General features: G+C 63.0%; 9 protein-coding genes. 5 read left to right on the top strand and 4 right to left on the bottom strand.

Annotation, left to right across the window (positions count from 1 at the left end; genetic code table 11):
* Positions 1-116 precede the first annotated feature (116 nt).
* The 3 genes from JQ611_RS25285 to JQ611_RS25275 are packed head-to-tail and all read right to left on the bottom strand — an operon-like array spanning position 117 to position 6,509.
* On the bottom strand, positions 117-3,023 hold the full coding sequence (locus JQ611_RS25285) for an NHLP bacteriocin export ABC transporter permease/ATPase subunit (protein ID WP_249133437.1): 2,907 nt from the start codon (positions 3,021-3,023) through the stop codon (positions 117-119).
* Positions 3,020-5,248 carry an NHLP family bacteriocin export ABC transporter peptidase/permease/ATPase subunit gene (locus tag JQ611_RS25280; protein WP_212263864.1) on the bottom strand — a complete coding sequence of 743 codons (2,229 nt, stop codon included), beginning with the start codon at positions 5,246-5,248 and terminating at the stop codon, positions 3,020-3,022. The genes JQ611_RS25285 and JQ611_RS25280 overlap by 4 nt, the downstream gene beginning before the upstream one ends.
* Positions 5,241-6,509, bottom strand: a complete 1,269-nt coding sequence (locus JQ611_RS25275) for an NHLP bacteriocin system secretion protein (RefSeq protein ID WP_212263865.1) — start codon at positions 6,507-6,509, stop codon at positions 5,241-5,243. The genes JQ611_RS25280 and JQ611_RS25275 overlap by 8 nt, the downstream gene beginning before the upstream one ends.
* A gap of 255 nt (positions 6,510-6,764) precedes the next feature.
* Between JQ611_RS25275 and JQ611_RS25270 the strand changes: the two genes are divergently transcribed.
* From JQ611_RS25270 to JQ611_RS25255, 4 genes are all read left to right on the top strand, one after another.
* Entirely contained in the window at positions 6,765-7,349 is a 585-nt protein-coding gene (locus JQ611_RS25270) for a hypothetical protein (protein WP_249133436.1), read from the top strand.
* Positions 7,350-8,042: 693 nt separating this feature from the next.
* Entirely contained in the window at positions 8,043-8,765 is a 723-nt protein-coding gene (locus tag JQ611_RS25265; protein ID WP_212263866.1) for a GntR family transcriptional regulator, read from the top strand.
* An 85-nt stretch (positions 8,766-8,850) separates the two neighbouring features.
* Positions 8,851-10,335 carry an FAD-dependent tricarballylate dehydrogenase TcuA gene (gene tcuA, locus JQ611_RS25260; RefSeq protein ID WP_212263867.1) on the top strand — a complete coding sequence of 495 codons (1,485 nt, stop codon included), beginning with the start codon at positions 8,851-8,853 and terminating at the stop codon, positions 10,333-10,335.
* Between the two features lie 21 nt (positions 10,336-10,356).
* Positions 10,357-11,865 carry an MmgE/PrpD family protein gene (locus JQ611_RS25255; protein WP_212466905.1) on the top strand — a complete coding sequence of 503 codons (1,509 nt, stop codon included), beginning with the start codon at positions 10,357-10,359 and terminating at the stop codon, positions 11,863-11,865.
* Positions 11,866-11,889: 24 nt separating this feature from the next.
* On the opposite strand, the gene JQ611_RS25250 is transcribed toward JQ611_RS25255, so the two are convergent.
* Positions 11,890-12,831: an NAD(P)-dependent oxidoreductase gene (locus JQ611_RS25250; protein ID WP_283813405.1), complete on the bottom strand. Its 942-nt coding sequence runs from the start codon at positions 12,829-12,831 to the stop codon at positions 11,890-11,892.
* 247 nt (positions 12,832-13,078) lie between these two features.
* Here JQ611_RS25250 and JQ611_RS25245 point away from each other — a divergent pair, with 247 nt between their 5' ends.
* Positions 13,079-14,071 carry an NAD-dependent epimerase/dehydratase family protein gene (locus JQ611_RS25245; RefSeq protein WP_212263870.1) on the top strand — a complete coding sequence of 331 codons (993 nt, stop codon included), beginning with the start codon at positions 13,079-13,081 and terminating at the stop codon, positions 14,069-14,071.
* Positions 14,072-14,079: the final 8 nt, after the last annotated feature.

Genomic DNA, 14,079 nt, shown 5'->3' with positions numbered 1-14,079 from the left:
TGTAGCGAAGGGATGATCCGCTTCGTCTATGGTCAGGAGATTAGGATCCGCGCGCGGCCTCGCGCAGTGACAGGCGTCACGCTGCGAAACGACGTCGCGCCGGGTGATTCATATCACTAAAGCAACTGGCGCTTGGCGAATGAAGCAAACATTCCCGGCGTGTTGCTGAGCTCGTCATAGCTTCCGGTCTGCACCACCTTGCCATCGACCAGCACGATAATGCGATCCGCCTGGCGGACCGTGGAGAGCCGGTGCGCAATGACGATCCGCGTCACATTGAGGTTGCCGAGCGAGTTGCTGACGATCGCCTGCGACTGATTGTCGAGCGCGCTTGTCGCCTCGTCAAACAGCAGAACACGCGGCCGGCGCGCGACCGCGCGGGCGATCATGATGCGCTGCCGTTGGCCGCCGGACAGCGTATTGACGCCTTCGGCGACCACGGTGTTCATGCCCATCGGCATCGCCTTGATGTCGTCCTCCAGGCCGGCGAGCCGCGCCGCCTCCCAGGCCTGGTCGAGCGGCAGCTGGACGCCGCCGCAAATATTGTCGTAGAGGCTGCCGGTTGCCAGCTTGCCGTTTTGCAGCACGACGCCGAGCTGACGGCGCACCGCGCTGATGTCCAGCGTGTCGATGGCCTTTCCGTCGAGGAATACCGTGCCGGACTCCGGCTTCTCGAACCCCAGCAGCAGCCGGAACAGCGAGGACTTGCCGCTGCCTGACGGACCGACGATGGCGACGTATTCGCCTTGCGCGATTCGGAGCGAGACATTCTCGAGCACCGGCGGACCACCTTGCGTATAGCGGAAGGTCACGCGCGACAGCTCGATCGTTCCGGACAGCTCGCCCGGGGATTTGCGTTCGTCCGACAGTTCGGCTGCCCCCGAAATCAGCGGTCGAAGGCGGGTGATGCGGGGGATGGCGATCAGCGATTCGCTGATGCCGGATGCCCAGGCGCCGATTGAGGCCATCGACTGACCGAACGCGGAAAAAAACGCCAGGAAGCCGCCGACATCCAGCAGCAGCTTGCTCTTCAGATAAGTCGCCGCCGCGAAGATGATGAGGGTGGCGATCAGCGGATACGCCGTCTCGAAAACGCCAAGGGCATTGGAGGCCTTCTGCGACGAAATGAAATTGCGCTTTTGCCCGGCGAATTGCTTTGACCATACGGCGAGCGCACGCGCGGTCGCGTCGGCGACGCGCAGCTTTCCGATACCGGCGATCAGCTGCAGCACGAAGCCGTCGATCTTGCCCTGCTGGGTAAAATACTTGTTCTCATAATAGAGGCGCAGCGCGCTGGTGGCGATGATCAGCAGCGCCCGGATCAGCGTCAGCAATAGCGCGATCAACCCCAGCTTGACATCATAGTAGAGCATCAGGCCGATGCTGAACCAGGCGAACACGCCCATCAGCATGCTGCGCAGCGCACGCCCGGTGAAGACCCGGCGCGCCGCGTCGATGCCCATCGAGCGGTCGACGAAATCGCCGACGGTGTATTCACGAAACAGCGATGTCGGCAGCCTGAGTACCCGGTCGATCACCGCGGCCTGCAATCGCCAATCCATCAGGCCTTCCACTCTCAGCATCGCGAGCCCCTCCATCGTCTGGATACTGGCGATGGCGATGGCCGTGACGGCGAGGGCGAGCGCACAGAACGTGAGCTGATCGAGTTCGCTGCGGGGTATCACCGAATTGATCAGGACGTTGGTGATCAGCGGCGTCACCAGCGACAACAACCCGATCGCGACGATCGAAATCGCGATGCGAAGGAAGCTGCCGGTGGAATGCCGGAACGAGAACGTCAGCAGATCCCGGAACCGAAGCGGGCGGGCCGGAAGTGCCGGATAAAACGATACCGCCTCCGGCGCCAATTCCATGGCGACCGACCGGTCGACCGGCCGCCGCGTTCCCGTTGTTGTGTCGAGCATCACATAGCGGCGGTTTCCGCGGCGAATGAGCGCGACCGGATTTCGTGCCTCGCCGTGCCATGCGACCAGGGGCCCGGCGTCCTCGGTCCACCACTCGCCCCGCAACAGCGTTCGCCGCACGCGCAAGCGCGCCGCGCGGGCAATCTCGACGGCACCATTAAACCCGGCTTGGGCAAGGACGGAGCGGGGCGGGACGGAGAACGGCATCTTGATCGCTTCCACCACTATCCGGCAGGCGTTGAACAGGGGATCCGCCGAGTCGGTCGCCATCTCGGTGTGGGTGGAGCGCTGCACGACGACGTCGGAAAGGCGCTCAAAGGATTCCGCGGTCTGCGTTGTGATCAATTCGGTGCGAAGCACGAGACGCCGCGCCTCGCGCTCGACGTCGCGGGCCAGATATTCCCTGATGCAGCTTGCCACGCTGAGATGGAATTGATCGACGGCGCGCCACAATTGGTCGGCGTCCGGCATCGCCTCACTGCCGAGCGCGCTGCAGCCCGATTGACCTGCCTCGATCCACATGCCTGACGTCAGCGGCAGCGGCGGGCCTCCAGCTGCAATCGATGGTTCAAGCCCCATCGGCTTTGCCGTCCCGGCTTGCAGGGAGACCCAGACAATGCTGCGCGCCGGACCACGGCGCCGTTCGCCCGCCGGGATTTCGGCCGCGCCATCGCTCGCGACTTCGAGCATGTCCCAGCTCGGGTTGGGTCCGGCGATCAGCCGCGCAAGCCGCCTGATCCAGGTGGTGACCGGGTCCGGGGATTGAACGTCCATGCGCGGCACAAGCAGGGCTTCGGTGCCGGGGCTTCCGACCGCGAGCACTTGAATTTGCGGATCCGACCGGTTGAAGCCTTCCTGCAGATCGAGAATGATCTCTCCACTCTCGGCCCGAAACAAATGGTGCCGGGCGCCGTCGGTATTGCCTTCGACAAGCCGGACCGCGAAGACATCGACATGCCCCGCGGTGATCTGGAGCGCGTAGCCGCGGTGATCAAGCAGCTTTGGATGCCGTCCGTCGAAGGCGATGTGGCCCGCCGCATGGGCAGCCCCTTCCTGATTGGCCATCGCCTGGGCCTGCTGGAGGAGAGATTCACTCATTCCTGCGCCACTAGTCTTGCGTACGTGCCCTGAAGGCCCATCAGTTGTTCGTGGGTGCCCCGCTCGACGATCTTGCCCTGCTGCAGCACGATGATCTCGTCGCAGTCACGGATGGTGCTGAGGCGGTGCGCGATGATGATACAGGTGCAGCCGCGTCGCCGCAGATTGTCATCGATGATCTTTTCGGTGATCGGATCGAGCGCGCCGGTGGCCTCATCGAGTACCAGGATGGAGGGGTTGGAAACCAGCGCCCGGGCGATCTCGATCCGCTGACGCTGGCCGCCGCTGAAATTGGTGCCGCCCTCGTTGATATAGCAGTCGTAGTTTCCCGTTCGCGTCGCGATGTCTTCGTGGATGACGGCATCCTTCAATGCCTGCGAAAGGTCGGCCTCGGTGATGGTCGAGTCCCACAGCGTGAGGTTTTCGCGTGCCGTCCCCTCGAACAGGAAGATGTCCTGGTCGACATAGGTGATCGAGTTCGCAAATACCTGCGGCGGAATCTCCGGCAAATTCCATCCGTCGACGCGAACCTCGCCGGCCCAAGGTTTGTAGAGACCGCAAATCAGCTTTCCGAGGGTCGATTTTCCACTGCCGGAAGCGCCGACAAGGGCTACCCGCGAACCCGGATGGATGTCGATCGAGATGTTGTCCAACAGCGGCGGCTCCAGGATCGAGTAGCCGAATTTGATATTGCTGAGCTCGACCCGGCCTGTCAGTTTTGGCGGAAAGTGCTCGGGCGCGATCGTTGGCTTGTCCGACTTTCCGAGCGGATAATTGTAGACGTCTTCGAGGCGCTCCAGCCCGCCCTTGATGGTCTGCACGTTGCCGAAATAATTGACGAGTTCGGTCACCGGTTCGGAGAAGCTTGCCATCAGCGACTGGAAGGCGACGAGGCCTCCGAGGGTCAGCGATCCCTCGATGACGCGCAGGCCGCCAACGCCGAGAATCGCGGCCACGGTCAGTCCCGTGAATAGCGTCGGCAGCATATCGAGATAGATCGACGAGGCGCCGAGTTCCTGCTCGGCGTTCAAGGCCTTGGCCTGGATGCCGGCCCATTGGCCGAACGCCTCGTCCTCCAGGCCGCTGGCCTTGAGGGTTTCGATGCTGCGCACCGCGCTGACGGTGGAGCCGACGAGCTTGCCTTGCTCCAGCGCGAGGCTGCGGCTGAGGTCTTCGCGACGTCCTCCGATGAACTTCAACGCCAGCACATTCGCCAGCGTCATGCTCACGCCAATGATGGCCAGCGGGAGGTCGTAGATGGCCATCGCCGCGGCGAAGAAGACGATCGACGTCAGATTGAGCGCATTCGATGCGACGCCGCTCGAGAGCAGGCGGCCGATCTGCTCGTTCGCGCCCACGCGGTTGGAGATATCGCCGGCGTGGCGCTGGGTGAAGAACTCGACCGGCAGCGCCATGACATGCCAGAGAAAGCGGCTCACCATGACGACCGAAAGCTTGGTCTGCAGGCGCAGCAGCAGCGATTGGCGCACCAGCGTCAGCAGCGCGCGGATGATCGCGGTCAGGGCCATGCCTATCAAGAGCGGAATGAACCAGCTGCTGGTGCGCTGGATCAGGATGTTGTCGATGAATATCTTCGAGAAGCCGGCAGCGACGATGGCGGGCACCACCAGCGCGAGGCTGACGAGCACCAGCAGGCCGACAGGGGTCTTCGAGAAGCGCAATTCGCGCAGCAGCAATCGCAAGCCTTGCGGCTTGCTGCCCGACCGCTGGAATTCAGCCGTCGGCTCCATGGTGAGCGCAACGCCGGTGAAGGCGAGATCGAGCTCGGCCATGTCGGTGCGCCGCCGTCCGGTCGCGGGATCATTGATGTAAACGTCGTTGCCGTCGATCCCTTCGAGCACCACGAAATGATTGAAATTCCAATGGATGATGCAGGGCATCGGCAGTTCGTGCAGCGTCGTCGGCTCCTTGCGAAAACCCTTGGCATCGAAGCCAAAGGTGCGCGCCGCCCGGACGATGTTGCTTGCCTTGCTGCCGTCGCGCGAGACACCGCACGAAACGCGAAGCTGCTCCAGTGGAATCCACGCGCCGTGGTGCGCGAGCACCATCGCCAGCGCCGCCGCGCCGCACTCGACGGCCTCCATCTGAAGGATGGTCGGCGTCTTCTTGACGTTCCTGCGCCAAAACAGCCTTCGGAACCGGTGCCAGAGGGAAGGCGGCCGGAACTGCGGCGGAAGCGGTTGCTGCGGCGGGGCGCTATCCATCAATTCCGGTCAACCGCCTGATGAGGGGCACCACCAGGTCGAGCGGGCGTTGCCGCCGTGTGGTGATTTCCGCGCGCGTCAGCGTTCCGCTGGAGAGGCGGATCGGCGGCCCCTGTCCAACCGCCCAGCGGTATCCGCTGACGGTTTCGGGGTCCTGCTCCAGGCTGACCGTTGCGGCGTAGGCGGCTCCTTCCTTTGAAAACCGGGTAACCAGATTGTCGTTGTGGAGGACGGCTGCCATGCCCTGCGGCGTCATCGGGAAGTCCGATATCGTCACGACGGTGCCGACCATGGTCCCGAATTCCTCGCGCTTCACCGTGGAGGGCTCGATGCGGACCGGCATCCCGAGCTTGACGTTCTTGCCGCGCTCGGCGGGAATATAGATCAGGGCTTCCAGCTTCTGGCCTTCGCTTTCGATCGCGACGACAGGTGCACCGACCGCAAGCACGGCGCCCGCCGAGACCTTGATTTCGAGCACGCGACCATCGACCGGGCTGATGATCTGGGTGTTCTGGGTCAGCAGCCCCGCCGCGGATTCCATCTGCCGGCGGGCGTCATTGAGGGCAAACTCGGATGTCTGGCTCTCGCGTTCGCGCTGGGTTTCCAAATCGGTCTGAGTCGTCCGGATCTTCAGGATTTCATTGAACGTGTCTTCTTTTCGCTGCTGGGCGTCGTTGAGATCCCGGCGACGCTCCTCAAGTGTGCGCCGCGTCGTCAATCCCTTCGCCATCAAATCCTCGAGGGTTTTGACGTCGTTCGTCAGATAGTCGATGCGCTGCGTGGTCGCCTTGATGACCTGGTTGAACGCGGCTTCGAGCTTCGCAAAGTTCTGTGCCTTCGACGCGAGTTCGCGCTTGGTTTTGTCGATCAGGTCAGCGTGCTGGCGTTCCTTCTCGCGGAAAACTTCGACGGCAGCCTGGTGGCGTTGCTGGATGTCGGTCTGAACGATCTCCGCGATCGGTTGCCCCTGGGTGACGCGGTCACCGACCATGACGCTGATGGTTGCCAGCCGGCCGGAGGCGGCAGAAGACGCCTCGACGACGCGGCCGCCACCGCTGATCAGAATGCCCTGGCCTTCAGCACGGGTAGGGACGCGGCCCACAATGCCCCATGTGACGGCTGCGATAAGGGCGATGCAAATGGCAAATACCAGCATCCAGTCAAACGGTCTGGTAATGCGGACGAGATGATCAAGCTGTTCGGGCGAAGCGGCGCGCTGCAGCGCGACGGCGCGAAATGTCCGCTGCGAGAGATCGGTCATTTTCCCGGGTCCGTAACCAAACCGGGGACGGCCTCCCCAGCCGCGAGCAGTCGCTGATTTTTCTCATCACGCACAGCTCTATTCCTCTCGGGGCAGATAATACACAAAAGCCGATGCAGAACAACCAAACGGGCCTGCCCACTCACGCCGGAACGCGCGTTCGTCGTGCAAAAATGACGCAGGCCAGGTTCGGTCCGCCCTAGCAGCGCACGCAATCGCGAACTATGCTTGGCCACCAGGTCCGAGGCTGATCCAATGGGCGTAACCGCCGTCTGGAAAATGATGGGCAGAGTGGTGGGGGGCGGCAAGAAACCCGCTTGCGCGCCCAATGGTCGGTCCATAACCCGCCTGCGTCGCGGATGGGTGCGGCCGCTTGCCCTCGGCGTCACGATGCTCGTGCTGGCGACGACCGTGTCCAGCAGCGGCGTCCTCAGCGAAAGCGATTTCAAAAAGGTCGAAGCCATAAAGCCGCTATTCCAGAACTTGATGGGTGATCTCGTTCAGGCCGCCAAGCGACCCGATATTTCCACTGGCGACGCCGATTGCATTACGTCGACAATCCGGGAACTGCTTCAGATCTCCGAGGAGCTTTCGAGTTACGAATATCTCATCACGATCGAAAAGGAGATCACCGACTTCGGCGAAAACAGCCCGGTGAAGGGCGTCGTCAAATTCGCGATCGAAAAGACGAATACGATCCTTGCCGAGGAGCGGAGACGATTGGTTCAATTGTCGGACCGCTGTTCGCGCTTCCCGCTGGCCTTCGGCAAAACGCAGCAGGCGCTGCAATTCATCGACACGACAACCAATCTTCTCAATTCCATTCAGGTACGCCTGTGAGTGAGTGGCGTTCATGCCTGTCCCCTTTATTCTGTGATTGCCAGAATAGGTTTGCGCGTTAGCTTCACCGTGACGGACGTCACAAAGCGCCGACACGGCTTAAGGCGCTGCGCTGCTATTGCGTGAGAAGTCCGCGCTTTGCCGCCAACGAGCAGAACCCGCAGCCGCCGGGAGCGGGCGTGGTTCGGCGGATTCCGCATCATCCCGAATCCAGCACGTGCATCGCCATGCCGTTGACGCGCGCAGCGTTGGCAACGCCGGTGTTGAATCCCTGACCGGTCACCGTCGCCGGGCGGCATGGGAGATTCGATTTGGCTTGCGCCGCCATCGGGGCGGGGACCGCGCTGTCCGGCGCCAGCCGTCGCAACGGCAAGACCGCCGAGCCGCAACAATATCGGCACCGATCCAGCGAGACCGGTTCATTCGCCGGCCATGCCGGCAGCAGCCCCGGGGAATGGCGCGTCAGCGACACCGTTATGTCGGCCCGCCCGGCGGGGTGCGGACTTGGCGGCCCGTGCGGGCCAACGCCCAAAATACTGCGCTCCGCGGGGCGAGCCCCTGGCTGAACCGTTGGCATTTCACCCCTAAGATTCTCTTTGCATATCTTTGTATACATAGTTATACGTAGCGGAAAGCCCCGATCTGGCTTTCTGGGAGGCCGCGATTTCCAACACTGCTGAGGACGACACGCTTGTGATCTTCCCGGGCCCCGCGTCATCGCGGGCCGCCGGCGGGCTGGCCGAGCATGCCTATCGGGCCATCCGCAATGCGATCCAGGAAGGCCAACTCGAAGCGGGCCAACGTGTTCTCGAGCTGGAGTTGTGCGCCTGGCTCAAGGTCAGCCGTACGCCCATTCGCGAGGCGATGCGCCGCCTGCAATCCGACGGCATGCTGGTCCATGCGCCGGGCGGCGGGCTGTCGGTCGCGCAACACGACCTGCGCGCGGTGGCCGAACTCTACGATGTGCGCGAGCGGCTTGAAGGTACGGCCGCGGCACTGGCTGCACGCTTTGCCGACGCGACCGAAATCCACATGCTGCAGGCGATGCTGGATTCACATCGTCAATTGCCTGATGACCCGAAAGTCCACGCCCGGGAAAACACTCTCTTCCACGAGCAGATCTACCGCGCCGCTCACAATCGGTTCCTGATCAAGAGTCTGCAGGACCTGCATGACTCTGTCGTACTGCTGGGCCGCACCACCTTCGCGGCACCCGGCCGTATCGCGGAAGCGCTGGGAGAGCACCAGGCGATCGCGAATGCCATCGCGCGGCGCGACGAGGCTGCCGCCGAAGAGCTGGCCCGCCGTCACGTCCGCCGCGGCTACGAACTGCGCCTCAGCGCGATGGCCGAGGCCGCCCGCGCCGGATCGCAACATCGGATCGATAGCCGGAAAGAAACGCCCGACAAAAAATAATTCCGAACAAGACGCGGCAAAGGCACGCGCCGCAATCGCCGCCTTGCTGCGATCCACACCAGGTCAATCCCACAGGAGTTGAGTAATGAACAAGTATGACGTCATCGTCGTTGGTGCGGGCAACGCCGCTCTGGCTGCCGCGGTGTCCGCCAAGGAGAATGGTGCCGAGCGCGTCGTTGTGATCGAGAAGGCGCCGCGGGAAATGCGCGGCGGCAACACGCATTGGAGCGGCGGCGTGCTGCGCTTTGCCTTCGACGATCCCCGGGAAATCGGCGAACTGCTCCCCGACGTCGAGGATGAATACGAGAACTTCTATGACGGCGTATCGCCGTACTCGAAGGAGGATTTTCATGGCGACCTGATGCGCGTCACCAGCGGACGAACCGATCCGGTGTTGTCGAAGCTGCTCGTCCATAACTCGTTCGACACCGTGAAGTGGATGAAGAAGGTCGGCGGCATCAAGATGGAGCCGGCGATCACGCTTTCCGCAGTCAAGAAGGACAACGTCATGGTGTGGGCGCGCGGCCTGGTCGTGCGCGCCGAACACGAAGGCGTCGGCCTGTCGCGGAGCTGGTTCTCGACCGCCGAGCGGCTCGGCATCGAAATTCGCTATGGAACCGCGGCGACCGAGCTGCTGGTGGGCGACGATGGCAGGATCAACGGCGTCAAGGTGCGTGATGACGACGGCGTCTCGGTCCTGAATGCCAGGTCGGTGATCCTCGGCTGCGGTGGATTCGAAGCCAACGTACAGATGCGCACCCAGCATATCGGTCCGCTGGTCGGTGCGGCGAAGGTGCGGGGCACGCCGCACAACCAGGGCGACGGTTTGCGGATGGCGATGAACATCGGTGCCATGCCGTGGGGACAGTGGAGCGGCTGCCACGCCACGCCGATCAGCGCGGATTGGGGCGAGTTTGCACCACGCGAACTCACAGATCGCAGCAACCGGCTGAGCTATGTCTATGGCGTCATGCTGAACCGCAAGGGACGGCGCTTCGTCGATGAAGGCGAAGACGGTGCGCTCTTTACCTATGCCAAGTTCGGGCGCGCGATCCTGGCCGAACCCGGCGCCAAGGCCTGGCAGATATTTGACTCCAGGGTCGTTCACCTGCTGGAGCCGCGCTACCAGACCAGCAAGCCGATCACAGCCAACACTCTGGAAGATCTCATTGAAAAACTCGACTTCGACGACAGGGATCAGGCGCTGAAGACGCTCGACGAATACAATGCCTGCGCTTGCGAGATGGACGATGGCTTCGATCCGACCAAGAAGGATGGTCTTTCCAGCAAGGGGCTGGCGCTGGAGAAAACCAACTGGGCGCTTCGAATCGCAAAACCGCCGTTCTACGCCTACAGCGCCACCGGCGGCATCACCTTCACCTTCGGCGGACTGAAGGTGAATGAGACGGCGCAGGTGATCGGCACCGATTGGCGGCCGATCAAGGGCCTGTTCTGCTGCGGCGAAATGGTCGGCGGCCTGTTCTACGACAATTATCCGGCGGGCACCGGTCTGGTATCGGGCGCGACGTTCGGGCGGATTGCAGGGCGCAGCGCGGCAGCGGCGGACTGAAGTCTGCACGGGAGAACCGACATGAGTGACGCGTCTGTTGCATCGTCGAAGGCAGGTTCGGCGGAGCACGCTTCGTCCGGAACCACGCTGCTCCAGCATCTGGCCGAGCGGGTGTTGGCCTTTGAGAAGCGTCAGCTCACAAAGGGAGCGGTCGCGTCGGCAAGAGCCTGCATCCTCGATGCGATCGGCGTGACCCTGGCCGGCTATCCGGAACCCTGCACGCAGATCCTGCTCAAGACCCCGGGCGTCGCGACGGCGCCCGGACCCGCGCTGATATTCGGCTCGGCGCGGCGCACCAGCGCACTCGATGCTGCGCTGATCAACGGCACCGCATCGCACGCGCTCGATTTCGACGATTTCAGCGGCATCATGGGCGGCCACCATTCGGTGCCGCTGGTGTCGACGCTGTTTGCGCTGGCAGAGGAGCGCGGCGGGACCGGCGAAGACCTCGTTGCCGCCTACGTGATCGGCGTCGAGGTCGAGATCAGGCTGGCGCGGGCAGTCAATTTTCATCACTACGACAAGGGCTGGCATCCGACGGCGACGCTCGGCATTTTTGGCACCGCGGCGGCCGCCTGCCATCTCATGAAGCTCGATCATGCCAGGACGACGATGGCGCTGTGCATTGCGGCCTCGCTCGCAGGTGGCCTCAAGGCCAATTTCGGCACCATGACCAAGCCGCTCCACATTGGTCAGTGCTGCCGCAACGGCCTGCTTGCGGCCCTGCTGGCCGAGGGAGGGTTTGACGCCGCCACCGACGTGTTCGAGCATCAACAAGGCTTCCTCAACGTCTTCAACGGGCCCGGCACGTTCGACCCCGATAAGCTCTTTCAGAACTGGGGCGCGCCGTGGGAGATCGAGGCGAAATCGATCGCGCTCAAGCAATTCCCTTGTTGCGGCAGCACGCATCCCGCGATTGCCATGGCGCTCCAGTTGCGGCGCGAGGACAAGGTCAAAGCCGCGGACGTCAGCCGCATCGAAGTGCTGCCGCATGGCCGGCGCCTGCGCCATACCAACAATCCGCATCCGCAGACGTCGCTGCAAGCCAAGTTCAGCGTCCAGTATGTCGTCGCGCGCGCGCTTCGCTATGGCGTGCTTCGGCTGAAGGATTTTGAGGGCGACGCGCATCTCGATCCGGAGATCACACGGCTGCTGGATCTCACGACCGCAAGCCCGCACCCCGATATGGCCGACGATGCCGAGGACCAGTGGGGCGCGGAAGTCATTGTGACGCTCGAGGACGGTACCCGCCTCTCGCGGCGCGTCGACAATCTCGTCGGTCGTGGCGGTGACAATCCGATGAGCAGCAGCGAACTATGGGACAAGTTCAACGATTGCGCGGCGCGCAGCCTTCCCCGTGAGCAGATCGCGCCGCTGTTCGAGCGGCTTGAAACCCTCGAAAAAGTCACCGAGATCGCACAGGTCACGCGCCTGCTCGAAGTCAGCGAATTGCACAAGGCGCCGGCGAAGAAGGTCGTCTTCGCGCCGCGAGGTGCTCATGAGGCTCAGGAGACGACCTGGGTGCCTTGAGCGAGGCTTCCAACGACCTGACTATCAGGCCGGCTTGGCCCAGTTCTGATACATCTTCAGCAGCGCCACGATATCCTGGCCGCGAAAGCCCTCGGCCAGTGCGACGGCATAGAGTTCGCGCGTCGCAGAGGCCGACGGCGTCGGCATCCGCGTCATTCGCCCGAGTTCGACCGCAAGCGCGAGGTCCTTCTCGCCCAGCTCCATCTTGAATCCCGGCGAGAAATCTCCCTTGATCGCGTTCGGAAAGCGCTTGGTGAAGTGATGCGAGCGGCCGCCGCTGACCGACAGCACGTCATAAAGCTTGTCCGGCTCGACGCCTGCGGCGACGCCGAGCGCAAAGGCTTCCGCCGCGACCAAGACATTGCCCATCGACATCATGTTGTTGACGATCTTGACGACCTTCGCGGTTCCGACCGGGCCGGTGTATTTCCATTCGTTGCCAAGCAGCTTGAGGATCGGCTCGGCCCGGGTCACGTCGGCCCGCTCGCCACCGGCAATCAGGATCAGCTTGCCGGCGCGCGCCTCGTTGGGGCTGCCGCTGACCGGACAATCGACCACTGCGATTCCCTTGGCGACCGCTGCCTCGGCGGCCTGCCGCATCGTCTGCGGATCGATGGTGCTCAGCTCGATGCAAAGGGTGCCCTTGGCCGCATGGGCGACGATGCCGTCGGCGCCGAGCCAAGCTTCCGTCACGGCTTTCGGATCGGGCAGGCTGGTCAGCACGATGTTGCGGCCCTCGAGCGCTTCCGCGATGCTCGATGCCATCCGAAAGCCGTCCTTCGTGAGGCGCGCGCGCTGATCGGCGTTGACGTCATAGCCGACGACGTCGAGGTTGGACTCCCTCAGTCGTCCTGCCATCCCCGATCCCATCTGCCCCATTCCGATGACCGCGACCTTCTCAGACATGTCGTTCTCCCGATTCTTTTGTTGCGAGGTCGTGCCGAGCTGTCGCTGAAGCAGACTCATCGCTCGACTCTATACAGAGGTGCCGGTGCCAAGGCGACGGCGCAGCCCCGCAGGCGGTGCAACGGCGTGCACCGGTGCCGCATGATGAAAACTGTAGACAGTTTGGGGCGAGGGCGGTAGCGTCCGTGCAATTCGGTCGGGCACCGCCGCGATGCTCGCGGCCACCGGCCTGCATCGGTCCAACAGATGATCAATGGGAGCGAGACTTGAGACAGCCTGTGCAGTTTGCCGCGATGTGTGAGCATCCATGAAGATCGCCCAAGGAAAATTTGTCGTGACCGGCGGCGCCAGCCTGATCGGATCGCATGTCGCGGAACAATTGCTGAGCCAGGGTGCGCGGGAAGTCGTGCTGCTCGACAACTACGCGCTCGGTAGTCCCGATACCGTCCGGTCGCTATTGGGAGACCCCAGAGTAAAGCTCGTGCGCGGCGATATCCTGCGCATCAACGAACTCTATGACGCCTTCGAAGACTGCGACGGCGTGTTCGCGATCGCCGGTTTCCTGACGTTGCCGCTCAGCCAGAATCCGAGCCTTGGGCTTGCCGTCAATGTCGAGGGACAGGTCAACATCTTCGAGGCGTGCCGCTACCGCAACGTCAGGAAGGTGGTGTTTTCGTCGTCGATCGCGGTCTACGGCGATCCGGCGCCGGGCCTGATCGACGAGTCCGCCCCGGCGCAGCTCGGCACATTCCAGCCCGCCACAGCGCTGTACGCGTGCACCAAGCTGATCGGCGAAAATCTCTGCCGTCTGTACAGCGCCAAGCACGGCATCCAGGGAATCGCGCTGCGATACGCAACGGTTTACGGCGAACGACAGCACTATCGCGGCGTCAATGCGCTCTACATCATGGAGAATTACGACCGCATCATGCGCGGTGAGCCGCCGGTGATTCCGGACGACGGCAGCGAGGTGCATGACTATGTTCACGTTGCCGACGTCGCCCGCGCCAACGTGATGGCGATGGCGTGCGATATCACGGCTGAGAGCTTTACAGTCGCATCGGGTGTTGCGACCGATCTCAATCAGGTGGTGGCGCTGTTGCTGAAGTTCACCGGCAGCGACCTCAAGCCGGTCTACAAATCGGCTACTTCGAGCGTGCGATCGAGCGTGACCAAGCAGCTCGATTTCAGCATCGCCAAAGCCGAGAAGATGCTGGGCTGGAAGCCCGAGGTTTCCATCGAGGAGGGCATCCGCCGGCTGCTGGAATGGCGCAAGGCGCAGGACACTCCAGCAAGCTAAGGGGAGCG

The organism is Bradyrhizobium sp. AUGA SZCCT0182, from assembly GCF_018130185.1.
In the GTDB taxonomy this organism is placed as follows: Bacteria; Pseudomonadota; Alphaproteobacteria; order Rhizobiales; family Xanthobacteraceae; genus Bradyrhizobium.
The sequence above is the reverse complement of the archived record's forward strand: the minus strand, read 5'-3'. Positions and strand labels throughout refer to the sequence as shown.

What these genes read in the sequence shown, in the direction of transcription:
- JQ611_RS25285 (WP_249133437.1), bottom strand. Translation starts at nt 3,023, where the DNA reads ATGAGTGAATCTCTCCTCCAGCAGGCCCAGGCGATGGCCAATCAGGAA.
- JQ611_RS25280 (WP_212263864.1), bottom strand. Translation starts at nt 5,248, where the DNA reads ATGGATAGCGCCCCGCCGCAGCAACCGCTTCCGCCGCAGTTCCGGCCG.
- JQ611_RS25275 (WP_212263865.1), bottom strand. Translation starts at nt 6,509, where the DNA reads ATGACCGATCTCTCGCAGCGGACATTTCGCGCCGTCGCGCTGCAGCGC.
- JQ611_RS25270 (WP_249133436.1), top strand. Translation starts at nt 6,765, where the DNA reads ATGGGCGTAACCGCCGTCTGGAAAATGATGGGCAGAGTGGTGGGGGGC.
- tcuA (WP_212263867.1), top strand. Translation starts at nt 8,851, where the DNA reads ATGAACAAGTATGACGTCATCGTCGTTGGTGCGGGCAACGCCGCTCTG.
- JQ611_RS25255 (WP_212466905.1), top strand. Translation starts at nt 10,357, where the DNA reads ATGAGTGACGCGTCTGTTGCATCGTCGAAGGCAGGTTCGGCGGAGCAC.
- JQ611_RS25250 (WP_283813405.1), bottom strand. Translation starts at nt 12,831, where the DNA reads ATGAGTCTGCTTCAGCGACAGCTCGGCACGACCTCGCAACAAAAGAAT.
- JQ611_RS25245 (WP_212263870.1), top strand. Translation starts at nt 13,079, where the DNA reads ATGAAGATCGCCCAAGGAAAATTTGTCGTGACCGGCGGCGCCAGCCTG.